The sequence below is a fragment of the Mesorhizobium sp. B2-3-7 genome (assembly GCF_006442695.1).
In the GTDB taxonomy this organism is placed as follows: Bacteria; Pseudomonadota; Alphaproteobacteria; order Rhizobiales; family Rhizobiaceae; genus Mesorhizobium.
Window position 1 is genome coordinate 264,883 of sequence record NZ_VFVV01000008.1, and the last position, 23,112, is coordinate 287,994.

Annotated in this window: 22 protein-coding genes; 13 read left to right on the forward strand and 9 right to left on the reverse strand. The window is 64.8% G+C overall.

The window, feature by feature from the left end; all coding sequences use genetic code 11:
- Window positions 1-5: 5 nt before the first annotated feature.
- Window positions 6-1,844 carry a M3 family oligoendopeptidase gene (locus tag FJ940_RS17955; RefSeq protein WP_181167290.1) on the reverse strand — a complete coding sequence of 613 codons (1,839 nt, stop codon included), beginning with the start codon at window positions 1,842-1,844 and terminating at the stop codon, window positions 6-8.
- A gap of 169 nt (window positions 1,845-2,013) precedes the next feature.
- Between FJ940_RS17955 and FJ940_RS17960 the strand changes: the two genes are divergently transcribed.
- From FJ940_RS17960 to FJ940_RS28505, 3 genes are all read left to right on the forward strand, one after another.
- The gene (locus FJ940_RS17960; protein ID WP_140657371.1) at window positions 2,014-3,549 is read left to right on the forward strand and encodes a sigma-54 dependent transcriptional regulator; all 1,536 of its coding nucleotides are present in this window, start codon (window positions 2,014-2,016) and stop codon (window positions 3,547-3,549) included.
- 469 nt (window positions 3,550-4,018) lie between these two features.
- Window positions 4,019-5,842 carry a DUF882 domain-containing protein gene (locus FJ940_RS17965; protein WP_181167712.1) on the forward strand — a complete coding sequence of 608 codons (1,824 nt, stop codon included), beginning with the start codon at window positions 4,019-4,021 and terminating at the stop codon, window positions 5,840-5,842.
- Window positions 5,843-6,037: 195 nt separating this feature from the next.
- Entirely contained in the window at window positions 6,038-6,214 is a 177-nt protein-coding gene (locus FJ940_RS28505) for a hypothetical protein (protein WP_181165230.1), read from the forward strand.
- 86 nt (window positions 6,215-6,300) lie between these two features.
- Here the strand turns inward: FJ940_RS28505 and FJ940_RS17970 are convergent, their stop codons facing one another.
- A complete protein-coding gene (locus FJ940_RS17970) occupies window positions 6,301-7,194 on the reverse strand; it encodes an AraC family transcriptional regulator (protein WP_140556570.1) in 894 nt (297 codons plus the stop codon).
- Between the two features lie 219 nt (window positions 7,195-7,413).
- Here FJ940_RS17970 and FJ940_RS17975 point away from each other — a divergent pair, with 219 nt between their 5' ends.
- Window positions 7,414-8,172: an SDR family oxidoreductase gene (locus FJ940_RS17975; protein ID WP_140657373.1), complete on the forward strand. Its 759-nt coding sequence runs from the start codon at window positions 7,414-7,416 to the stop codon at window positions 8,170-8,172.
- A gap of 12 nt (window positions 8,173-8,184) precedes the next feature.
- Here FJ940_RS17975 and FJ940_RS17980 read toward each other — a convergent pair whose 3' ends face one another.
- On the reverse strand, window positions 8,185-8,823 hold the full coding sequence (locus tag FJ940_RS17980) for a 2-dehydro-3-deoxy-phosphogluconate aldolase (protein WP_140657375.1): 639 nt from the start codon (window positions 8,821-8,823) through the stop codon (window positions 8,185-8,187).
- A 187-nt stretch (window positions 8,824-9,010) separates the two neighbouring features.
- Here FJ940_RS17980 and FJ940_RS17985 point away from each other — a divergent pair, with 187 nt between their 5' ends.
- From FJ940_RS17985 to FJ940_RS17995, 3 genes are all read left to right on the forward strand, one after another.
- Window positions 9,011-9,940 carry a rhodanese-related sulfurtransferase gene (locus FJ940_RS17985; protein WP_140657377.1) on the forward strand — a complete coding sequence of 310 codons (930 nt, stop codon included), beginning with the start codon at window positions 9,011-9,013 and terminating at the stop codon, window positions 9,938-9,940.
- A 116-nt stretch (window positions 9,941-10,056) separates the two neighbouring features.
- Window positions 10,057-10,797, forward strand: coding sequence for a tellurite resistance TerB family protein (locus FJ940_RS17990; RefSeq protein ID WP_140650205.1), 741 nt, complete (start codon window positions 10,057-10,059; stop codon window positions 10,795-10,797).
- A gap of 483 nt (window positions 10,798-11,280) precedes the next feature.
- Window positions 11,281-12,033 carry an SDR family oxidoreductase gene (locus tag FJ940_RS17995; RefSeq protein WP_140513668.1) on the forward strand — a complete coding sequence of 251 codons (753 nt, stop codon included), beginning with the start codon at window positions 11,281-11,283 and terminating at the stop codon, window positions 12,031-12,033.
- 83 nt (window positions 12,034-12,116) lie between these two features.
- On the opposite strand, the gene FJ940_RS18000 is transcribed toward FJ940_RS17995, so the two are convergent.
- Together FJ940_RS18000 and FJ940_RS18005 are read right to left on the reverse strand one after the other, a co-directional pair.
- Window positions 12,117-12,491 (reverse strand): YciI family protein, encoded by a 375-nt coding sequence (locus FJ940_RS18000; protein ID WP_140566217.1) that lies wholly within the window; start codon window positions 12,489-12,491, stop codon window positions 12,117-12,119.
- A gap of 148 nt (window positions 12,492-12,639) precedes the next feature.
- Window positions 12,640-13,824, reverse strand: a complete 1,185-nt coding sequence (locus tag FJ940_RS18005; RefSeq protein ID WP_140657379.1) for a pyridoxal phosphate-dependent aminotransferase — start codon at window positions 13,822-13,824, stop codon at window positions 12,640-12,642.
- An 83-nt stretch (window positions 13,825-13,907) separates the two neighbouring features.
- Here FJ940_RS18005 and FJ940_RS18010 point away from each other — a divergent pair, with 83 nt between their 5' ends.
- From FJ940_RS18010 to denD, 4 genes are read left to right on the forward strand one after another with little or no spacing between them, the layout of a single operon-like run.
- Window positions 13,908-14,594, forward strand: coding sequence for a GNAT family protein (locus tag FJ940_RS18010; protein ID WP_140657381.1), 687 nt, complete (start codon window positions 13,908-13,910; stop codon window positions 14,592-14,594).
- A gap of 27 nt (window positions 14,595-14,621) precedes the next feature.
- On the forward strand, window positions 14,622-15,635 hold the full coding sequence (locus tag FJ940_RS18015; protein WP_140657383.1) for a cation diffusion facilitator family transporter: 1,014 nt from the start codon (window positions 14,622-14,624) through the stop codon (window positions 15,633-15,635).
- A 60-nt stretch (window positions 15,636-15,695) separates the two neighbouring features.
- Window positions 15,696-15,908, forward strand: a complete 213-nt coding sequence (locus FJ940_RS18020; protein ID WP_140496258.1) for a SoxR reducing system RseC family protein — start codon at window positions 15,696-15,698, stop codon at window positions 15,906-15,908.
- 12 nt (window positions 15,909-15,920) lie between these two features.
- The gene (denD, locus tag FJ940_RS18025; RefSeq protein WP_140657385.1) at window positions 15,921-16,895 is read left to right on the forward strand and encodes a D-erythronate dehydrogenase; all 975 of its coding nucleotides are present in this window, start codon (window positions 15,921-15,923) and stop codon (window positions 16,893-16,895) included.
- Window positions 16,896-17,044: 149 nt separating this feature from the next.
- On the opposite strand, the gene FJ940_RS18030 is transcribed toward denD, so the two are convergent.
- The 3 genes from FJ940_RS18030 to FJ940_RS18040 all read right to left on the reverse strand — a co-directional run bounded on the left by FJ940_RS18030 (window position 17,045) and on the right by FJ940_RS18040 (window position 19,894).
- Window positions 17,045-18,241 (reverse strand): nickel/cobalt transporter, encoded by a 1,197-nt coding sequence (locus tag FJ940_RS18030; RefSeq protein WP_140556582.1) that lies wholly within the window; start codon window positions 18,239-18,241, stop codon window positions 17,045-17,047.
- The gene (locus FJ940_RS18035; RefSeq protein ID WP_140496255.1) at window positions 18,238-18,906 is read right to left on the reverse strand and encodes a DUF1007 family protein; all 669 of its coding nucleotides are present in this window, start codon (window positions 18,904-18,906) and stop codon (window positions 18,238-18,240) included. Before FJ940_RS18035 ends, FJ940_RS18030 begins: the two co-directional genes overlap by 4 nt.
- A gap of 88 nt (window positions 18,907-18,994) precedes the next feature.
- On the reverse strand, window positions 18,995-19,894 hold the full coding sequence (locus tag FJ940_RS18040) for a LysR family transcriptional regulator (protein ID WP_140522360.1): 900 nt from the start codon (window positions 19,892-19,894) through the stop codon (window positions 18,995-18,997).
- 683 nt (window positions 19,895-20,577) lie between these two features.
- Here FJ940_RS18040 and odc2 point away from each other — a divergent pair.
- The gene (odc2, locus tag FJ940_RS18045; protein ID WP_140496253.1) at window positions 20,578-21,711 is read left to right on the forward strand and encodes an ornithine/lysine decarboxylase; all 1,134 of its coding nucleotides are present in this window, start codon (window positions 20,578-20,580) and stop codon (window positions 21,709-21,711) included.
- Between the two features lie 266 nt (window positions 21,712-21,977).
- A complete protein-coding gene (locus FJ940_RS18050; protein ID WP_224618057.1) occupies window positions 21,978-22,535 on the forward strand; it encodes an N-acetyltransferase in 558 nt (185 codons plus the stop codon).
- Between the two features lie 83 nt (window positions 22,536-22,618).
- Here the strand turns inward: FJ940_RS18050 and FJ940_RS18055 are convergent, their stop codons facing one another.
- Entirely contained in the window at window positions 22,619-22,903 is a 285-nt protein-coding gene (locus FJ940_RS18055; protein WP_140522358.1) for an SCP2 sterol-binding domain-containing protein, read from the reverse strand.
- Window positions 22,904-23,112 lie beyond the last annotated feature (209 nt).

Sequence of the window (23,112 nt, forward strand, 5' to 3'; positions counted from 1 at the left end):
ACGCCTCAGTTGTCGAGCGCTTCCAGCTCGTCGATCAAGCCGCTGATCACGCCAAGCCCGATCTGCCAGAAGGCGGGATCGGTGGCATCGAGGCCGAAAGGCGCCAGAAGCTGCGAATGATGCTTGGTGCCGCCGGCGCGCAGCATCTCGAAATATTTGTCCTGGAAGCCGCGCTCGGCGTTCTGGTAGACCGCGTAGAGCGAGTTCACCAGACAGTCGCCGAACGCATAGGCGTAGACGTAGAAGGGCGAATGGATGAAGTGCGGGATGTAGGTCCAGAAGACTTCGTAGCCGTCGCGCAACTTTATCGCCGGGCCCAGACTTTCCGCCTGCACCTCCAGCCAGAATTGGCCGAGCCTGTCGGATGTCAGTTCGCCGTTGCGGCGCTCCGCATGCACCTTGCGCTCGAATTCGTAGAAGGCGATCTGGCGCACGACCGTGTTGATCATGTCCTCGACCTTCTGGGCGAGCATGGCCTTGCGCTCGCGCCTGTCGGTGGTCTGCTCGAGCAACGAGCGGAAGGTCAGCATCTCGCCGAAAACGGACGCCGTCTCGGCCAGCGTCAGCGGCGTCGAGGCCATCAGCGCGCCCTGGCCGCCGGCCAGCACCTGATGCACGCCATGGCCAAGCTCATGCGCCAGCGTCATCACATCGCGCGGCTTGCCCATGTAGTTGAGCAGTACGTAGGGGTGCGCCGAAGGCACGGTCGGATGGGCGAAGGCGCCGGGGGATTTGCCTGGGCGCACCGGCGCGTCGATCCAGTTGCGGTCGAAGAAAGTCCGCGCGATCTCGGCCATCTCGGGCGAGAAGCGCTGATAGGCGGACAGCACCGTGTTCCTGGCCTCGTCCCAGCCAATCACCGCCTGCGGCGTCTCCGGCAACGGCGCGTTGCGGTCCCAGTGGTTCATCACCTCCATGCCCAGCCAGCGCGCCTTCATCCGGTAATAGCGGTGTGACAGGCGCGGATAGGCCTCGCGCACCGCCGAAGCCAGCGCATCGACCACACCGCGCTCGACGCGGTTGGCGAGATGGCGTGAATCGGCGATGTCCTCGAAACCGCGCCAGCGGTCCGAGATTTCCTTGTCCTTGGCCAGCGTGTTGGTGACCAGCGTGAAGGTGCGCAAATTCCTCCGGAAGGTCTGGGCGAGCGCCTCGGAGGCGCGGCGTCGCACCTCGCCGTCGGCATCCTGCAATCGGTTCAGGGCCGGTTCCAGCGTCAGCTCCTCGCCGTCGACGTCGAAGCGCAGGTCCGTCATAGTCTCGTCGAACAGCCGGTTCCAGGCGCCGCGCCCGGTGATCGACTTCTCGTGGAACAGCTGCTCGACGCGATCCTCGAGCTGATAGGGCTTGTCCAGGCGCAGATCGAGCACCCAGGGCCGGTAATGACCGAAGGCGGGGTCGGCGGCGAGCGCGCCCTCGATGGCCGCGTCGTCGATCAGGTTCAGTTCGAGCGCGAAGAACAGAAGATGCGCGCTGGCGTCGGTCATCTTCTCCTGGATGTCGCCATAGAGCTTGGCGCGCTGCGGATCGGCGGTGTTGCCGGCGTAGATGAGGCCGGCATAGGAGACGATGCGGCCGATCAGCTCTTCCAGAGCCTCATAGGCGACAAGCGCCTCGCCCAGCCTGCCTGCGCTGCCGCGCTCGGCCTCGGCGGCCAGCGTGCCCTTCCAGCGGCTCTCGAAGGCGATCGCATCGGCGGCGGCTTTGGCGATGTCGCGCTTCAACTCCGGCGCCTCCATGCCCGCATAGAGGTCGGTAAGATTCCATTCCGGCAGATCGCCAAGCTCGGCGGCGCCCTGACCGGAAGCTGGCGCCGCAAGCCGCCGATCAAACATCACGCGCATCGACAATACCTTCTTTTGAATCAAGTGGCCGGGCCAGGGCCAGAATCAAGGAGAACGGAGAAGCCGGTCAAATCCTAAGGAATTCGTTCACCGGGTTTTTTGAAACCTTATTTAGAACCCTGTGCCAAGATGGTCCATGGGGATATCAGGCGGGCGGCTCAAGACAGTCATGACAGGTTCCATACTCATAGTCGATGACGATCCCGTGCAGCGCCGGCTGCTCGAGGCGGCGGTGACGCGGTTCGGCCACACCGCAATCGTGGTCGACGGGGGCGCTGCCGGCCTCGACGCCCTCGACGGACCCGGCGCCCGCGACGTGTCGGTGGTCATCCTTGACCTGGTCATGCCCGATCTCGATGGCATCGGCGTGCTCAAGGCGATGCGCGAGCGCGGCATCACCATCCCGGTCATCGTGCAGACCGCCCAGGGCGGCATCGAGACCGTGGTTTCGGCGATGCGCCACGGCGCCTTCGACTTCGTCGTCAAGCCGGCCTCTCCCGACAGGCTGCAGGCCTCGATCGCCAACGCGCTCAAGGTCGAGGCTGTCGAAGGCGAGGTCAAGCGCACGTCGCGCCGGCGCGGCGGGCTGCTGACCTTCAGGGACATGATCACGCACAGTCCCGCCATGGACAAGGTGATCCGCCTCGGCCAGAAAGCGGCGGCATCCAACATCCCGATCCTGATCGAGGGCGAATCCGGCGTCGGCAAGGAACTGGTGGCGCGCGCCATACAGGGCAGCGGCGACCGCCGCTCGAAACCTTTCGTCACCGTCAATTGCGGCGCCATTCCCGACAATCTGGTCGAATCGATCCTGTTCGGCCATGAGAAGGGCTCGTTCACCGGAGCTACGGAGAAGCACACCGGCAAATTCGTCGAAGCGCATTCGGGCACGCTGTTCCTGGACGAGATCGGCGACCTGCCGCTCGACGTGCAGGTCAAGCTGCTGCGCGCCGTCCAGGATGGCGAGGTCGATCCGGTCGGCGGCCGCGCCACGGTCCGGGTCGACATCAGGCTGATTTCGGCGACGCACCGCAATCTCCTGCAGCAGGTCAAGGACGGCAAGTTCCGCGAGGACCTGTTCTACCGGCTCAACGTCTACCCGATCTATGTGCCGCCCCTGCGGAACCGCCGCGACGACATTCCCGATCTGGTCGCACATTTCATGGAGAAGGTGGCTCCGGCGGACCCGCGCCATCGCCTGCGGGGCATTTCGGCGGCGGCGCTCGCCGTGCTCCAGGCCTATGACTGGCCCGGCAATATCCGGCAGCTGGAAAATGCCGTCTTCCGCGCCTCGGTGCTGTGCGAAGGCGATGTGCTCGGCGTCGAGGATTTCCCGCAAATCCGCGCCCAGGTGGAGGGCACGGTCCGCCTCGATGTGGACATCGCGCCGGCCGGGCCGCTCTTGGCTGTCGAACCGCGCGATGAGCGGGCGCTGGCCGGCGAGGGCGTTTCGGCTGCCGAACCCGAATCGCCGATGCGGCTTCAGCCACGCTTCGGCACGCTGCGCGCGCTCGACGAACGCGGCAATGTGCGCGCCCTGGCGGATGTCGAACTGGAGATGATCAAGCTCGCCATCGATCACTACAACGGCCAGATGAGCGAAGTCGCCCGCCGCCTCGGCATCGGCCGCTCGACGCTTTACCGCAAGCTCAAGGAATACGGCATCGATCCGGAAACCGGCAGGCTCGACCGGCTCGCTTCCTGAGGGCGCTATCGCGCACAGCCGCCCGATGTCCGGCCTGAGAGCGGTCGGCCCGAGTGCGGTCACGCAAGGCCGGGACCAGCTTGCGCTGCCATCATGTCGCCGGTGCATTGACTGGACCGGAGTGTGGCGCGCCGATGGCGACGTCCCCGACGGTCCCGTTCACGCATTAAGGCTAACGGTAACAGATCGTGTTTCGACCAAACGAGGAATCATGATCTAAACCAGCGGTTTACCAAGAAACCTTGTGGACAATTTTTGGCGGGATATCGCCACGGTCTTACCGCATTTCGGCTTCAATAAGCGATGATTAACCATTAGGATCGATATTCGGATGTGACAACGACACGTCCGTTTGGGCAAATCCGGGGACAAACGGCAGCCTGCAAGGCCTTTTGATTTGAACAGAATCGAACGACACACAAACGGGCGGCACTATCATTTGAGCGTCTGGCCGAAGTGGCTGGCGGCCATGATTGTCGCATTTGGTTTTCTTGCCGCTGCCGCAACCGGCGCCAGCGCCGAAGTCCGTTCTCTGAAGCTCTACCACCTCCACACGCACGAGAAGGCGGAGATCGTCTACAAGCGCAACGGCCGTTACGATCAGGCCGGGCTGAGGAAGATCAACATCATCCTGCGCGACTGGCGCCGCAACGAGCCGACCAAGATGGACCCGCGCCTGCTGGACCTGGTCTGGGAAGCCTATCGGGAAAGCGGCGCCACCGACTATATCCAGGTGGTTTGCGGCTATCGCTCGCCGTCGACGAACTCGATGCTGCGCAGCCGCAGCAAGGGCGTCGCCGAGAAGAGCCAGCACATGCTCGGCAAGGCGATGGACTTCTACATTCCGGGCGTGCCGCTGAAGAAGCTGCGCAATATCGGGCTCAAGATGCAGGGCGGCGGCGTCGGCTACTATCCGAGATCCGGTTCGCCGTTCGTCCACATGGACGTCGGCAATGTGCGCCATTGGCCCGGCATCAGCCGACAGGAGCTGGTGAGCCTGTTCCCGAACGGCAAGACGCTGCACGTGCCGAGCGACGGCCGGCCGCTGCCCGGCTTTGAGCAGGCGCTTGCCTCATACAAGGCACGCAAGGGTTCCGGCGGCGCCGCCATCGAGCTGGCCAGCGCCGGCGGCGGTTCCAAGAGGTCCGGCGGACTGCTGGCTGCCTTTTTCGGCGGCGGCGACGACGAGGCCGACGACAGCGCCGATGTCGCATCCGCGGAGCCGGCGCCCAAGCCGAGAAGCGTGAAGCCGGCACCGGCGAGCACCGCCAAGAGCGACACCCTGCCGGGGATCGCGATCGTGGCGCCCGAGAACGCCAAGCGCGCCGAGATCCCGCAGGTCGCCGAGGAGGCCCCGGAGCCGGAAAAGGATACGCCCGAGACGATCATCGCGGCGTTGCCGGCACGCAGCATCCCGCTGCCCGATTTCGCGCCGCGGCCGAAAGTCGATGTCGGCGCGCAGCCGCCTGAAAATGTTCCCTTCGGCATGGCGGATGCGACGGCCAGCACCGAACAGACCGTGGCAACCGTGCAGACGCCGGCGAATATGCCTTTCGGCAAGGCTGATCCCTCGGCGGTCGCCGCCGATGCAGCGCAGGTTGCCGCCAACAACATACCTTTGCCGACATGGCGCCCCGAACACACGTTGCCGGCGGTGCTGGCGCCTGCGCCCAGCAAGGATGTGCTGATGGCGCTGGCCGAGACGGCCGAGCGTGGCAAGACCGCGACCGATGCCTTCTCGGTGCTGCCGAGCGCGCGGCCGGATATGACCAATATCGATGCGGCCAAGCCCGATGCGGTCAAGCCCGATGCGGTCAAGGCCGTGCTCGACGAGGCCGAGGCGCTTCCCGTGCAGGCTGACTATTATCGGGTTGCGTCGTTGTCCGAGCCTCGTTCGGCTTTCAACGACCCGTCCGGCGTCGATGCCGCATCGCCGCGCGAGGCCGTCGTCGCCCGCGCTGCCGGTTCCGATCCGGTCGCCGCGATCGGCGCCGGCGTGAAGACGACCCGCAAGGAGGCCAGAGCCACCGCCCGCGACCTGAAACCCGGTCCCAAGGCCATCGTGGTTGCCGCCGCACCGCAGGCCGCCCGCTGGGCGCTGACCAGCGGCGAGAATGTCGCGACGGTTTCGAGCGCCACGACGGCGCCGGGCTACGCCTACAACGTGGTCCACACGCCGCCGAGCGAGGTCTACACGGCCGGCTTCCAGCAGGGCGACCAGATGGCGGATGCCAACCGTTTCACCGGCAATGCCGTAAAATTCCTGTCCGTCGCGCGCTTCCAGACGAAGTAAAGACCGGGCATTCCGAAAGCCGCGCCGGGCAACCGGCGCGGCTTTTCGTTGTCAGCCGGCTGTGTGCGGGCACAACCGGCATGCATGAAGCCGGCCCCGGCCCCGCGGGATCACGGGTGCCTGAACTTCTCGTGAAAAGGTAAAAGCTGCCTGTTTCCCGGCTAGAATGGCTGCGTTCCAACCCCGGGAATATTCATGAAGAAGATCCTGTTGGCATCCGTCCTGGCGCTGGTGGCGGCATCGGCGGCTTTTGCTCCCTCGCAAGCCGAAACCGTGATCATCAAAAATGGCAAGCATCACTGCCGGACCAAGATGGTCACGCATTGGAAGCATCGCCACAAGGCGGTCGAGAAGGTCAGGGTCTGCAACTGACCGCCAAGACACCACTGACTATCATGGCACCAGACTAGCCCGATCGGCGCAAGCCGGCCGGGCTTTTTCGTGCCGCCCGGGATGGTTCAGTCGATGTCCAGCGCGGCCGCTTCGCCCCGCGCCAGAAGCCGCGCGGCATCGCGTGCAGGCGGCAACCCGAACTGACGCGCATACTCCCGGCTGAACTGCGAAGCGCTTTCATAGCCCACGGTAAAGGCAACCCGCGCGGCGTTTCCCGGCTGGGCCAGCAGCAGGTGGCGGGCCTCCAGCAGGCGGACCTGCTTCTGGTACTGGATCGGGCTCATCGCCGTCGCCGCCTTGAAGTGGCGATGAAACGCAGCGCTGCTCATATTGGCGAGCTCGGCCAACCGCCGCACCTCGATAGGCTCGTCATAGTGAGCCCGGATCCAGGCGGTCGCCCGGCGGATCTGTGACAAGCGGCTGTCGGCGCCGGCGAGCTGGCGCAACTTCGCGCCTTGCGGGCCTTGCAACAGGCGAAACAATATCTCGCGCTCGAGCAGGGGAGCGAGCACGGGAATCTCGGCGGGCCTGTCGAGCAGCCGCAGCATCCGGCGCCACGCGTCGAGCAGGTCGTCATTGGCCAGGTAGGTCATGAAATCGTCGCCACCGACGGCCGGCTCGTGCTCGATGAGCAGGGCTGCGATCGCCTTGACATCGAGGGCGAAACCGATGGCCACATAGGGATGCGCGATACTCGCCTCGATCAGCTGGCTGGTGGCGGGTGTCTCGACCGCGTAGACGAAATAGCTGCCGGCTTGATAACGAAGCGTGCGCTCGCCGATCAGCACCGATTTCGTGCCTTGCAGCACGAACAGCGCCGTCGGCTGACAAAGCTCGGGCATCGGCGGCGTCGGGACCTCGCTGCGGCCGATCGTAACGCGAGGGATCGCCGTCCTTGTCCGCCGCCCATGCGCATGGCGGCCGGCGATGGCGATCAATTCCAGCAGCGCTTCTCTCATCGTTTCAGCATTGCCGATCCGCGTGGGCCGCGCAACCAGGTGAGAGGATCAGGCAAGAGCAAGAGAGTTTTCGGCGCGCCAGGCGGGCGGCAATCCGCCATCTCTAAGGCGCGCCGCGTTTGGCGACGCGTCTTGGGCCTTTGTTTATGCATGTCGTTCTCCCGGACCGGGGCCACTTCCAGGCGACATGCATCAGGCCTCCACAAAGGAGATTTGGATATGACGACATCGAAGCGCGCGCTAGTGACCGGCGCCAACAAGGGCATCGGCCTGGAGACCGCACGGCGCCTGGCGGCGACAGGATTCAAGGTCTGGCTCGGCGCCCGCGACGCTGAACGCGGCGCTGAGGCGGCACAGGCGCTGCGCAACGAAGGGCTCGACGTCGAGTGGCTCGAACTCGACGTCGTCGATGACGAAAGCGCGGCGGTCGCCGCCAGGACCGTCGCGGCGCGGGCAACCAGCCTCGACGTGCTGGTCAACAATGCCGGCATTGCTCCTGGATATGTCGACGCGCTCGGCCCCGACGAGCGCTATGAGCTGCCGCCGAGCCGGGAGAACATCGCCGACATCAAGGCCACCTATGATGTCAACGTCTTCGGCCCGATCCGGGTCACCCAGGCATTCCTGCCGCTCTTGCTGGCATCGCCCGCCGGCCGCATCGTCATGGTGAGCAGCTATATCGGCTCGATCGCACGCGCGCAGGACGCAACAGGCGAAAACCAGTCGCCCAACATAATGGGCTATGGCAGCTCCAAGACGGCGCTCAACGCGATTACGGTGGCGTTCGCCAGGGAGCTCGCGCCGCGCGGCATCAAGGTGAATGCGGCTGCTCCCGGCTACACCGCGACCGATCTCAACGGGCACAGGGGCGGTCGCACGGTGCAGCAGGCAGCCGAGATCATCGTGCGCCTGGCGACGCTCGATGCCGATGGTCCGACCGCCGGCTATTTCGACGAGAATGGCCCGCTGCGCTGGTGAACGCGAAAGCGCTTATCCGGTGAGCTTGCTCGCGGCGCGTGCGAGAGCTTCGATCTCGTCCCACCTGCCGGCCTTGACCATGTCGTCGGGGGCAACCCAGGAGCCGCCGACGCAGATAACATTGGGCAGGCTGAGATAGTCGGCCGCGTTCTTGCCGGTGATGCCGCCGGTCGGGCAGAATTTCACATCGGCGAGCGGCGAGGCGAATGCCTTCAGCGAGGCGATGCCGCCCGACTGCTCGGCCGGGAAGAACTTCAGGAAGCGCAAGCCTGCTTCGCGCGCGGCCATGATCTCGCCGGGGGTGATGGCGCCGGGCAGCAGCGGAACCTCGCTGTCGGCGGCGCCGGCCAGAAGCTCGCGGGTTATGCCCGGGCTGACGATGAATTGCGAGCCGGCGGCGGCCGCCTCGTCAAACTGGCGCGCATCCAGAATGGTGCCGGCACCGACGATGGCTTCCTCGACCTCGCCCGCCACGCGTCGGATCGCTTCCAGCGCATCCGCGGTCCTGAGCGTGATCTCGATCGCCGGCAGGCCGCCGCGCGCCAAAGCGCGGGCCAAGGGCACGGCATTGGCAACTTCAGCGATCTTCAGCACCGGGATGACCGGCTGGCCATTGAGCAGCGACAGGAGTTTTTCGGTCTTGCTAGGCATCTTCTTCTCCATATCGTTGTCAATTCAACCGATTAGCAGACTGATATTTTCCTGTCCACGCAACCGGGCGTGTCGTGATGTCACGCACGCCGGGTAGCTTACGGGCTCTTCCGGAACAGGACCATGACAGGCCGTCAAACCCGTTTCACCTTGAAACGGCTTTTACGAGCGTCTAGTTGCTCTGGCAATGACACCGTCCGCGCCATCCCAGCCTGTCCGCGTCGCCGCGCTCTACAAATTTGCCCGGCTCGACGCCTTCCAGGCGCTGCGGGCGCCACTGGCTGCCTTCTGCTGTGGGCGCGGCATCAGGGGTACGCTGCTTCTGGCGCATGAAGGCATCAACGGCACGGTCGCCGGCAGCGATGCGGCGATTGCCGAACTGATCGAACATCTCGAAACCATCGACGGGCTGTCCGGCCTCGAGGTGAAATACAGCAGCGCCGCGCAAATGCCCTTCCACCGCATGAAGGTGCGGCTGAAACGCGAGATCGTCACCATGGGTGTCGAAGACATTGACCCGGCGAAGAGTGCCGGCACCTATGTCGCGCCGGCCGACTGGAACGCGCTGATTTCCCAACCCGACACGATCGTCATCGACACGCGCAACGCCTACGAAGTGTCGATCGGCACCTTCAAGGGCGCCATCGATCCGGCGACCGCGAGCTTTCGCGAATTCCCGGCCTGGGTGGAAGAGCACCGCGCGGAACTGGAAGGCCGCAAGGTCGCCATGTTCTGCACTGGCGGCATACGCTGCGAGAAGGCGACGGCCTATGTCAGGTCGCTCGGTCTCGAGGAGGTGTTCCATCTCAAGGGCGGCATCCTGAAATACCTCGAAGAGGTGCCGGCCGAAGACAGCCTGTGGCAAGGCGAATGCTTCGTCTTCGACGAACGGGTTTCGGTGTCGCACGGCCTCGCCGAGGGCGACGCCGAGCTGTGCCGCGCCTGCCGGCATCCACTGACCTTGGACGAGCTGACATCGCCGAAATTTGCCGCCGGCGTCTCCTGCCCGCGTTGTTTCGACGCTCGGTCGGACGACGACCGCCAGCGCTATGCCGAGCGCCAGCGGCAGGTCGAGCTGGCGCAGGCGCGGGGCAGGGGACCGCATATCGGGTCCTGATCAAGGCGCCTGGGCCGGGGCAAAGCGGCCGCCCGTCATTGCAATGCCAGGTTTCGGGACCTACGTCTTCGGCGTTCGAAACCTGCCCGTTCGGCCGGGCAATCCTGGAGGCATTGATGTTCGATCCCAAGAAGCTTCTCGACGATCTGCTCGGCTCGCAAATTCCCGGCACCGGCGGCACGGTCCGCGACAAGGCCGGACAGGCGGTGCAGATGGCCAAGGACAATCCTCTTGCGGCGGGCGCGCTGGCCGCGGTGCTGCTTGGAACCGGCGCCGGGCGCCAGGTCACCGGTGCCGCCGTCAAGCTCGGTGGGTTGGCAGCGATCGGCGGCCTCGCCTACAAGGCCTACCAGAACTACAAGGCCGGCAATGCACCCGAGCAGGCGCCGGCGGCCGGCGAACCGGAATTGCTGCCGCCGCCGAAGGACACTGCGTTCCACCCGTCGCAAGCGCCGCAGGGCGAGGACGAATTCACGCTGACCCTGGTGCGGGCGATGATCTCGGCGGCCAAGGCCGACGGCCATGTCGACGATGAGGAGCGCAAGAAGATCGCCGGCAAGCTGAGCCTCGCGGGGATCGGTTCCGATGCGGAAAAATTCCTGATGGCGGAGCTGGAGAACCCGCTCGACCTCGACACGCTGGTGGCCGGCGCCAAGACCGACGCGCAGAAGCTTGAGCTCTACACCGCGTCGCGCCTTACAATCGATCCCGACACACGCGCCGAGCGCGGCTATCTCGATCTGCTCGCGGGCCGGCTCGGCCTGCCGGATGCGCTGATCGACCATGTCGAGGCAACGGTTTCGGCGGCCAAAGTGCCGGCTGCCAAGGCCGGGACCTCACCCAATCCACGCTGGTAGGCCAAAACGGAACAGGCGGGCCTTCGTGGCGTTAACCTCTCGTTAACCCAGGAAGCGCATGATTCTAGACAGTCGGATCGGCTTTCCTCCTCCCAAGTCCGGTCCAGATCAGGGCGGTCGCCAATGACCGCCCTTTTTGTCGGCCCTCCGGGCTTCTCCCAAAATGAATTGTACTTTTCGGCACCCGGCCAGGCTCCGAACCTTTGATAGGAATTTTTTCCTTGACTGGGTGAAGGCAACTATGGTAGATATTTGGTTATGGTGCTGAGTTGCGCCAGGGACCCGCCGCACAGGCGGGTTTTCCGTTCAATGCTCCCTCGACAGCGCGCGGTCGAAGGCCCGAAGAGACCTGTCAGCTTGGATTCGTTGCCCTGGATACCAGTGTCCCGCTTGCCATCGCCGCCGTCATTTGCGATGCCTTTTGTCCCTGGACCACCTGAAAATCAGTCGAGCAAAACGCGGCGCAGCCGGAGGATATCTGCCATGACCGAAAAAACCGCCATCGTCACCGGCGCCGGCACGGGCATCGGCAAGAGCGTCGCCACCGCGCTGCTCAAAGCCGGCTGGAACACCGTGTTCTGCGGACGCCGGAAGGCGCTGCTGGACGAGGCGATCGCCGCGGCCGAGCAGACGGATGCCAAGGCACTGGCTGTCGCCTGCGACATCAGCAAGCCCGGCGAGGTCGATGATTTGTTCGAGACGGTGGCGGAGGCGTTCGGCCGCGTCGACCTGCTCTTCAACAATGCCGGCATGGGCTACAAGTCGGCGCCGATCGACGAGATCCCGGTCGAGGTGTGGAACGATATTGTGGGCGTAAACCTCACCGGTTCGTTCCTGTGCGCCCGCGCGGCCTTCCGCGCCATGCGCAAGCAGAAACCGATGGGCGGCCGCATCATCAACAACGGCTCCATCTCGGCCTACGCGCCGCGCCCGGGATCGGTGCCCTATACCGCGACCAAGCATGCCATCACCGGGCTGACCAAGACGCTGGCGCTCGACGGCCGCCCCTACGACATCGCCTGCGGCCAGATCGACATCGGCAATGCGCTGACCGACATGGCGCAACCGATGACGGTCGGCGTGCCACAGGCCAACGGCTCCATTGCCGCCGAAGCGGTGATGGACGTCCAGCACGTGGCCGACGCCGTCGTCCACATGGCCAGCCTGCCGCTCGAGGCCAATGTGCTGTTCATGACCGTGATGGCGACCAAGATGCCGTTCGTGGGCAGAGGCTGACCAAGCCTTTATTTTTGCGCAATTCCCAAGGGAAAGCGCTACGCGCTTTTCCCGGAAACCTCTACGCGCTTTCTGGAGTTGCTTTAGGTGCCTGCCAGCGCCACGCCCGGCAGATAGAGCGCGATCGGGCGGATCTCGTAGACGGCGGTCGGGTTGACGCGGCGCAGATCGCGCGCGATGGCGATCGCGTCATCGCGCTTGGCGCAATCGACGACATAGAGGCCGAGAAGCTGTTCCTTGGTCTCGGCGAAGGGGCCGTCGATGACGATCCCGTCGCCGGGTCCGCGCAAGGTGCAGGCCGACTGGGTCGCTCCAAGCCGCGCCGAGGGGCCGAGGCTGCCGTTCGCATAGAGCCCGTCGTGGATATTGAGCAGGTCGGTCATCAGTGCCGCATCTTCCTGCGGCGTCAGTGCCTTGATCGCGTCTTCCACGTGATAGGCAAGAATTGCATAAAACATCGAGGCACCCCATTTCGATCCTGATCCAACGATCGTAGCGGCTCCCCGCACGCAGGCACAGTCTTTGGCCATGCGCCTCCCGACGCATCATGACATTGCCATGCCGCCAGCGGCAATCGATGCGGACTCGCGGCGAACGCCGGAGGCCTCACTTGGCCAGGAACGCTCCGATCCTGTCCAGCGCGCGCAAAATGTTCTCCTCGGAATTGGCGTAGGAGAGCCTGACATAGCCCTCGCCGAGAATGCCGAAATCGGGGCCGCCGATCAACGCCACGCCGGCGTCATCGAGCAGGGCCGAGGCCAGTTGCTTCGCCTTCCAGCCGGTCTTCGACACGTTGGGGAAGGCATAGAAGGCGCCCTTGGGCGTGATGCAGGATATGTTTGGCAGGGCGTTCAGTCCCTCGACCACGATCTTCCTGCGGCGATCGAAGGCGCGCATCATCTTGTCGACGTCGTCCTGCGGGCCGTCGATGGCCGCGATGCCGGCAAACTGGCTCGGCGCGTTAACGCAGGACCAGCAATTGACCGCCAGCTTGCGCACCTTGTCGTAGAGATGGGCGCCCTTGTCGCCGTTCGGCCAGATCGACCAGCCCATGCGCCAACCGGTCATCGCCCAGGTCTTCGACCAGCCGTTGAGCACGATCAGCCGGTCGCGGATTTCGGGAAACCCGAGCAGCGAGCAGTGTTTTTCGCCGTCATAGGTCATCACGTCGTAGATTTCGTCGGAAAGGATGGCCACCCGCGGATGTGCCTCCAGTCCCTTGACCAACTTCTCGATCTCGGCGCGCGGTGTGACGCCGCCGGTCGGGTTGGCCGGCGAGTTGAGGATCAGGAGCCGCGTCTTAGAGGTGATCAGCGCCAGCGTCTCCTCGGCCGAGAAGGCAAAGCCGTTCTCCTCGCGCATCGGCACGGGGATGGGTGCCGCACCGGTGAACTCGATCATAGAGCGATAGATGGGAAAGCCGGGATCGGGATAGAGGATCTCGGCGCCGGGCTCGCCGAACATCAGGATGGCGGCGAACATGGTCGGCTTGCCGCCGGGCAGGATCATCACCGCCTCGGGCGATACCTCGACCCCGGTCGTGGTCAGCGTGCGGCGCACCACCGCCTCGCGCGTCGCCAACAGGCCGTTCGCCGGCGTGTAGCCGTGGTGGCCGTCGCGCAGCGCCTTGATCGCCGCCTCGACAATGTGCTGCGGCGTCTTGAAGTCGGGCTGGCCGATGCCGAGATTGACGATGTCGCGGCCTTGTTGGGCGAGTGCCGTGGCCCTCGCGAGCACGGCGAAGGCGTTTTCCTCGCCGAGACGATCGAAGGCCGAAATCGTGTGGAGCATTTTTCCCGTCCGTGTGGTTCTTGCTATGCGGTTGCGTTTTTGTGAGCTTCGGCCCGCAAAAGTCAAACGGATTGGAGCTTTCGGTGTCGGAAAATCTCAAGGACTGGCAACCGCGTCCGCGCCCGGAGCGCAAGGTGCTGGAGGGCCGCTATGTCAGGCTTGAGCCGCTGAGCGCCGCGAAGCATGGCGATGGCCTCTATGAAGCGTCTTCCGTGGCCGACGTCGATGGCCGCTTCGCCTGGCTGCCCGACTATCCGCCGGAAACCCGCGCCGCCTTCCAGCCTTGGCTGGACAAGGTGGAGGCGAGCGAGGATCCGCTGTTCTTCGCCGTCATCGACAAACCGAGCGGCAAGGTCGCCGGGCGCCAGACGTTGATGCGCATCGATCCGGCCTATGGCGTCATCGAGATCGGCAACATCTATTGGGGGCCGCTCATCGCGCGCAAGCCGGCGGCGACGGAAGCGCAGTTCCTGTTCATGAAATACATTTTCGACGAGCTCGGCTATCGCCGCTACGAATGGAAATGCAACAACCGCAACGAGCCGTCGAAGCGCGCCGCGGAACGGTTCGGCTTCAACTTCGAGGGCGTTTTCCGCCAGCACCTGATCGTCAAGGGTGAAAACCGCGACACCGCATGGTATTCGATCATCGATAAGGAATGGCCGGCCTTGCGCAAAGCCTACGAGGCGTGGCTCGATCCGGCCAATTTCGACGGTGCCGGCCAGCAGAAACGACGGCTCGAGGATTTTCGCGCGGAATTCGGCGCCTGAGCTGAATCCGGGCATGGGAGTTTGCCATTGGCGCACAGTGACGACGACAGCCGGCACGATCACAGCGGGCACGGCCACAGCGGGCACGGCCACAGCGGGCATAGTCATGGCTCGACCGACAAGAAGCGCGTTCTGATCGCGGCCTGCCTGACGGCGGGCTTTATGGTGGCGGAGGCGCTTGGCGGCCTCTTCACCGGCTCTCTGGCGCTGCTGGCCGATGCCGGCCACATGCTTGCCGACGCCATTGCGCTCGGCCTGGCCTGGTATGCGTTTCATCTTGCGGACCGGCCGGCGACCGTCCGCCTGACCTATGGCTTCGGCCGGGTCAAGACGTTGGTGGCCTACACCAACGGCATCGCCATCTTCGTCATCGCGCTGTGGATCGTCTACGAGGCGTGGGAGCGCCTGCAGACGCCGGCGCCGGTGCTGGGCGGGCCGATGCTGGTGGTGGCGATCCTCGGCCTGCTGGTCAACATCGGCTCCTTCCTGGTGCTGCATGGCGGCGACCGTGAGAGCCTCAACATGCGCGGCGCCATACTGCATGTGCTCGGCGACCTGCTCGGCTCGGCCGCGGCAATCGTGGCGGCGATCGTCATTCTGGCGACCGGCTGGACCCCGATCGATCCGATCCTGTCGGTGCTGGTCTCGCTGCTGATCCTGTCCACGGCATGGTCGCTGATGCGCGCGGCCGCCCACGTCCTGCTCGAAGGGGTGCCGCCGAGCCTCGACCGGGACCTGATCGCCAGCGACATCGCGACGACGGTCCAGGGGGTGCGCGAGGTGCACCACATGCATATCTGGTCGATCGACGGCACCAGCAGCATGGCGACGCTGCATGCCTGCCTCAACGAGGGCGTGGACGCGCACAAGGCGGTCAGCGCGATCAAGAAGCGGCTTGCGTCGGAGCATGGCATCAGCCATGCCACGGTGGAACCTGAATTCGGCCAGTGCGCCGACGACGGCGACGAGCACGACCATGGTCATGACCATGATCACCACCAGGGGCATGACGCGGCTTTGCATCATGGCCACCATCACTGACGCAGGGAACCCAAGCGCCTTGAATCCGAGCTCGACGACCCCTGGCCACGCCGGGACAGCATAATGGATCGCGATAGCAAGAACGCCGCCATCGCCGCGCTGTCGATCATGCTGCTGTTCGGCATTGCCGTTTATTTCCTGCCAAACATCATGCTGGCCCTCGGCGATCTGTCGACCGTGCTGGCCGGCATCTTCGGCACCGCGTTCGTGCTGGCGTTTTTCTTGGTGTTCTGGCTGCGCGCGCGCAGCCAACGCAAAAATCAGGGCAAATAAGGGAAGTTCGACATGCGCATTCTGATCACGGGCGCCGCCGGCATGGTCGGCCGCAAGCTCATTGCACGGCTGGCGAAGGACGGCAGGCTGCGCGGCCAGAAGATCACCGCGCTCGACCTGCACGACATCGTACCGCCACAGGCGCCGGCCATCGATGGCGTCAGCATCCACAGCCATACCGGCGATCTCGCCGAGGCGGGCGCCGCCGAGAGGCTGGTCGCGTCGCGGCCCGACGTCGTGTTCCATCTCGCCGGCATCGTATCGGGCGAGGCGGAAGCCAATTTCGATCTCGGCTACCGCGTCAATCTCGACGGCACGCGCGCCTTGTTCGATGCCGTCCGCCTGGCTGGGTTTGCGCCGCGCGTCGTGTTCACCTCGTCGATCGCCGTGTTCGGCGCGCCGTTCCCGGACGTCATTCCCGATGAATTCCACACTACGCCGCTGACCTCCTACGGCACGCAGAAGCAGATGAGCGAGGCGCTGCTGGCCGACTATTCCAGGCGCGGCTTCTTCGACGGCATCGGCATCCGGCTGCCGACCATCTGCGTGCGGCCGGGCAAGCCGAACAAGGCGGCCTCCGGCTTCTTCTCCGGCATCATCCGCGAGCCGCTGAACGGTCAGGAGGCGATCCTGCCGGTGCCGCGCACCGTCGTCCATACCCACGCCAGCCCGCGATCGGCGGTGAATTTCCTGATCCATGCGGCCGGGATCGACGGCGCCGCCGTCGGGCCGCGCCGCAACCTGACGATGCCAGGCGTCGCCGTCACCGTCGGCGAGCAGATCGAGGCGCTGGAACGCATCGCCGGGCCGAAGGCGGTGAGCCTGATCCGCGAGGAGCCGGACGAGACGATCTGGGCGATCGTCAAGGGTTGGCCGACGCGGTTCGAGGCGCGGCGGTCAAGGGAACTCGGCTTCAGTGCCGAGAAGAGCTTTGACGAGATTATCCGCGCTCATATCGAGGATGAACTCGGCCCCAAGGTGTATTGATATTCAGGTGATGCCGGCCTGCGAACGGCTGATACCTGCGCTTCCGGTGCTCACGTACTTTAAGTACGCTCCGCTCCGGTTCTCGATATCAACCGTTCTCGGCACGGCCTGACCTGAATCTCAACACACCTTGGGGCGCTACTTCCGGGTCAAACGCCACCCGTCAGGCTCGCCGACAGCAGCAGCAGTCCGAACAGGAACACGAAGGCGGCGCCGCCGATCTCGACGATCGAATGGATGCGGTTGCCCATGCGGCCGTCGCCGGCGAAATACACCGCCCAGTTCTTTGCGGTCACCGCGATCGTGGCCAGCGCCGAGACGGTTATGGCGGTGCCGATCGACATCGCCAGCACCGACAGCAGGCCGCCGAGCCACAGGCCATTGAGCAGGGCGAAGCTGAGCACGATCAGCGCGCCGGAGCAGGGGCGGATACCGACCGCGGCCACCGCCGTCCAGGCGGTGCGCCAGTCGAAGCGGTCGCCGGACAGCAGCGCCGGATCTGGCGCATGCGAGTGGCCGCAGGTCTCGCAGACCTCGCCCGCCGCGTGCGCGTGATCGTGCGCGCCATGATCGTGGTGATGGTCATGCGCGCCGTGGTCATGGTGATCGTGCGAATGGTCATCCCCATGGTCGTGATGTTCATGCCCATGCAGCGCGTTCGCCGAATGGCTGTGAGCGGCATGCGAATGGCCCGTGTGACCTGTATGACCGGCATGCGAATGGCCCGCATGGGAATGCCCCGCGTGAGCCGCCGACAGGCTGTAGGCGGGACCTCTGCCGAACAGGCGCAGGACGGAGGGGCCGAGCTTGCGCCACAGCAGCCAGGCGCCGAACAGGGTGACGAAGACGAAGCTCATGATCTCCATGAACCAGGCCGCGTCGGTCATCGAGACGGCGGTGCCGCGCAGGACGAAATAGGCGACCGCCATGACCGCGACCGCGGTCAGGCCCTGAAGCAGGGCCGAGACAAACGACAACAGGATGCCACGCCGCAGCGCCACTTCGTTGGCGACCATGTAGGACGAGATCACCGCCTTGCCGTGGCCGGGGCCGGCGGCGTGGAAAATGCCGTAGGCGAAGGACAGGCCGATGAGCACCCAGAGCTTGCTGTTGTCCTGGCGCATCGCCTTCATCGCCGTGGCGAGCGCGCGATAGAATTCCTGCTGCCGCAGATTGATCCACATCAGGATGTGGGCGAACGGGCCGGTGGTCGGCGCCATGCCATCGTTGACGCCGATGCCGAGCGAGCTCTGGGCATGAGCCGAGCCGGCGAAATGCACCATCGCGAAGCTGATGGCCAACAGGCCGAATGCCAAACGCAGGGACGGTCTCATCACCGGGTTCATCCTTCTGGCTGACAGGTCAGTTCGAGCTTGGTGGCAAAGATCTTGCTCATGTCGGTGCCTGTCGGGTCGTTGAAGAAGGCGTCCGTCAGGGTCTTCTGGTTTTCCTTGATGGCCTCATCCGGGTCGGGGCGGACCACCTTGTCGGTGCAGTTCGGGGGCAGGCCCTCGACCGTGATGTTGGCGTCCTCGGTGAAATCGATCGCCGTGTAGAAGGTCGGATCGTAGACGCCGATATCGATCTTGCCGGCGAGCTTGATCGGCGCCTTCGGTTCGGACTCGAACAGGATGATCAGCTGGTCGTTGTCGAAATTGGCCATCAGATGCGGCGGCGGCGTCATCGGCACGTCCTTGCCGTCCTGGGTGACGAGCTGGAAGTAGTTGAATTCGGCCAGCGAGGCGTGGACCGTGTCGGCGACCTCCTTCAACTCCTTGTCGTCAAGCTTCAGGTCGGAATTCTTGTCGAACTCCATCATGACAGTACTGGAAAACAGATCGTCGAAGCGCCAGAGATGGCGCAGCGCTTTCACGCTTTGGTGATCCGGGGAGAGGATCACGTCGAGGCGGGCCTCGGCGAAAACGTGCGGATGCACCTCTGCCGGTCCAACGGCGGCCAATGTCGCCGCCAGGGCCGAAGCCAGCATGATTGCGTGCCGTCTCAGATGCATTCGCGGTCGCGATTCCCTTGGCTTCGGAGAGAAGTCGACAGTTACCAGAAAGGGGGCGAAAATGGGACCGCGCCGCAATTGAAGGCGGTCATGCGGTTTCGCGCGTCCTGAACCACTGGACCAGGAAATCGACGAAGACACGCACCTTGGCGGGCAAATAGCGCCGGTGCGGATAGACGGCGAAAATGCCGGCGCCCGACAGGGTGCGGTCATCCAGCACCGTCACCAGCCGGCCGCTCGCAATATCCGGCGCGGCGATGAAATCCGGCAGGATGGCAAATCCCAACCCCGACAGGGCAGCAGCCCGCGCCGCCATCGGGCTGTTGACTTCGATCGGGCCGGAGACCGAGACGCTCACCGTATCCTCGCCGTCTCCCTTGAATTGCCAGTTGTTCAAGCCGCGGCCATTGGTGTCGACGATGCAGGGCATGCGGCCGAGATCCTGCGCCCGTACCGGCATGCCATGTTTTGCGATGAGTTCGGGAGATGCGCACAGCCGCGTCGAGAACGGCGCCAGACGCCTGGCGATCAGCGACGAGTTCTCCAGGCGCGAGATGCGCACCGCGAGATCGAAGCCTTCCTCGACGAGGTCGACGAAGCGGTCGTCCAGCTGGATGTCGAGCACGATGTCGGGATATTGCTTGGCGAAGTCGATCAGCGACTGGCCGATCGGCGCGTCGGCGAAGGTGCGCGGCGCAGACAGTTTGATCCTGCCGCGCACATCGCCGGAGGATTCGCGCACGGCGTCGGCAAGACTGTCGACCTCGCGCACGATCTCGGAGGCGCGGCGATAATAGGTGTGGCCGGCCTCGGTCATCGAGAACTGGCGGGTGGTGCGGTTGAGCAGCAGCGCGCCGAGCTCGTCCTCCAGCTCGCGCACATATTTCGACAGCAGCGCCTTGGAGCGGCCGATCTTGCGCGCCGCCGCCGAAAAGCCCTCGGCCTCGACCACGTCGATGAAGGCGCGCATGCGGGTCAGTGTGTCCATGAATCAGGCCTTTCGTGCGGCGTCGAGTTTCGGCCGAGCCGTATCAGGGCAATGTCGCCGCCGGAAGGGCCAGCGACAGGCCGGCCCACCGGTATCTTGCGAGGGTGCAGAAGGGGGTCGAGAGGGTCGTGCGTGCCTGTCATCGTTCGATATCCGGATACGGTGAACCAACATTGTTCGATGCCGGAATTTTTACAACCTGCGATACGATTTTTATTGATTGTGAATCTCTCTGCCCCTATATCGCGCTTGCCCAAAGTCGCACGTGCCTGTGGGTGTCCGCCGATCCTCTGAATGGTGAGGGAAATCGGTAAGGTAACTGGAGCCAACCCCTCCAGTCGGTTTAGCGGCCAACCGCCAGACCGAGGACACCTTGAAGCAACGACGGTGCGGGCCTTTCTGGTTCTCTGCCGGTTGTCCAAAGACCGGGGTTACTGAAGAGGCACACCATCATTGCCGGCAGTGCGGAACGGGGTTCTCCCAGTCCAAGCCAAGGCAGACAAAGCGAACCGAAGCCGGGCAAGGCCAAGGTTCATCGCCGCGAGACGGCGTTTCATGGTTCCGGGGTCTCCACCGGCTGGTTCCATGGATTTCCGTCCCGCCTTTGTCCACCGCGTGTTCGCGAGGCCGACAGCCCGCGTCCGCACCCTTGTGCGCGCCGAAAGGCGTGATGGAGAAACCCGATGGCCACGCAGCGCATCCTCGACTTCCTCGCCACCCGACGTCCGACCGGTCCTTGCCTCGTCGTCGACCTTGATGTCGTGCGCGACAATTTCCGCGCCTTCGAGAAGGCGCTGCCCGATTCCAGGATCTACTATGCGGTGAAAGCAAACCCGGCGCCGGAAATCCTGCGCCTCCTTGCTGCGATGGGCTCGTCCTTCGACACCGCTTCCGTTGCCGAAGTCGAGATGGCGATGGACGCCGGTGCGCCGGCGGACCGCATCTCCTTCGGCAACACCATCAAGAAGGAGCGCGACATCGCGCGCGCCTACCAGCTCGGTATCAAGCTGTTCGCCGTCGATTGCGTCGAGGAGGTCGAGAAGATCGCCCGCGCCGCTCCAGGCGCCCGCGTGTTCTGCCGCGTGCTGACCGATGGCGAGGGCGCCGAATGGCCGCTGTCGCGCAAGTTCGGCTGCGTGCCTGCGATGGCCGTCGACGTGCTGCGCCATGCCAAGGCGCTCGGGCTCGACGCCTATGGCGTGTCGTTCCATGTCGGCTCGCAGCAGACCGACCTGACGGCCTGGGATCGCGCGCTGGCCGACGCCAAGACCGTGTTTTCGACGCTCGCCGAGGAAGGCATCGTCTTGAAGATGGTCAATATGGGCGGCGGCTTCCCGACGCGCTACCTGCGCGACGTGCCGGCGGCCCAGGCTTACGGCCAGGCCATCTTCTCGGCGCTGCGCAAGCATTTCGGCAACGCCATTCCCGAGACCATCATCGAGCCGGGCCGCGGCATGGTCGGCAATGCCGGCGTCATCAAGTCGGAAGTCGTGCTGATCTCGAAGAAGGCGGACAACGACAATGTGCGCTGGGTGTTCCTCGATATCGGCAAATTCGGCGGCCTGGCCGAGACGATGGACGAGGCGATCCGCTATCCCCTAGTGACCGCGCATGACGGCTCAGAAACCGCGCCTTGCGTGCTCGCCGGCCCGACCTGCGATTCGGCCGACGTGATGTATGAGAAGACGCCCTATCCGCTGCCTCTGTCGCTGACCATCGGCGACGAGGTGCTGATCGAAGGCACCGGGGCCTACACGACCACCTATTCGGCGGTCGCCTTCAACGGTTTCGAGCCTCTCCGATCCTACGTGATCTGACGGTCGAAAGAACCGTCGGATCATCCCAGGTGGGCGTTTGTCGCCCATCCGGGCTCGCCTGTGGAACAGTCTCCGCTCGTGAAGGGATCGCGGAAATGGACATTGCAAATTTCGTTGTCGAAGGCGCTGCGCGCGACATCTCCCCCTCAGATGGGGAGATGGGCGCGAAGTGGCCGGAGGGGTTTGTCTCAGCCGCCTCGACGTCTCTTGGACCGCATGGGGCTAGCGCTTCACGCGCGGCGAACCCCTCTGTCGCCTTCGGCGACATCTCCCCCTCGAGGGGGGAGAGTGCCCGTGCTTTCGCCATCGTTGCCGAAACGCCTGATGACATCGCGGCGCGCGAGGCGTTGCTCGATGCCGCCATGGGGCCGAAGCGCAAGACGAAGTCGTCGGAGAAGCTGCGGCGGGGCCGGCGGCCCTCGGAAGGCCTGGCTTTCGTCGCGCGCGACGCATCGGGCGCCGTGATGGGCACGGTGCGGCTCTGGGACGTCACGCTGGGCGAGGGCGGTCCGGCAGCACTGTTGCTTGGGCCCCTGGCGGTCGCTCCTTCGCTCAAGAGTGCCGGCATCGGCTCGGCGCTGATGCGCCATGCGGTCGCCGAAGCCGCGCGTCTCGGCCACGCGGCGATCCTGCTGGTCGGCGACGCGCCCTATTACGGCCGCTTCGGCTTCTCAGCCGCAAAGACCGGTTCGCTGGCCATGCCGGGCCCGTATGAGCGGCATCGGCTGCTCGCGGTGGAACTGGTGGAGGGCGCGCTCGACGGCGTCCATGGCACGCTGAAGGCCGCGGGACGCAAGCTGAAGGCGCAGGCGCTGGCGGCCTGAGGCGCTGAGCCCCAAACGAACGAAAAACGCCGCCCGAAACGGCGGCGTTTTCGTTCCGAGAACAGTCTCGGCGGTCTTCTGTCTCAGCCGATCAACTGGCTGAGCGCCATGGCGACAGACATGTCGCCTTCGACCTTTATCTTGCCGGTCATGAACGCCATGGTCGGGTTGAGATCGCCCGATATCAGCGAGTCCAGATCGTCGAGCGAGAGCTTGATGGTGCAGTCGGCGGGGCCATCGGTGGTCGAGACATCGGCGCCGTCGATGACGATGACGCCGTCGCCGCCGGTGTCGAATTTCACGGAACGATCGAACCCGCTGCTGGCCACGCGCGACCTGATCTTGTCGGCAATCTCCTGAACGCTCACGCTATTCTCCTGTCTGGTTGCATCTGCCTGTTCGGTTGCATCTGCTTATCTGGTTGCATCTGTCGCGGCACGGCATGATCCGCCCGAGGGCCATGCATCTTCGCGGTCACGGTCGCTGCCGCATATAGCTTTGGATTGACGTTTACGTCAACGCGGATTGCAGGGCCTGGTTCCTATCGCCGCAGCCGGGCGAGGAGCCGATCACCGTC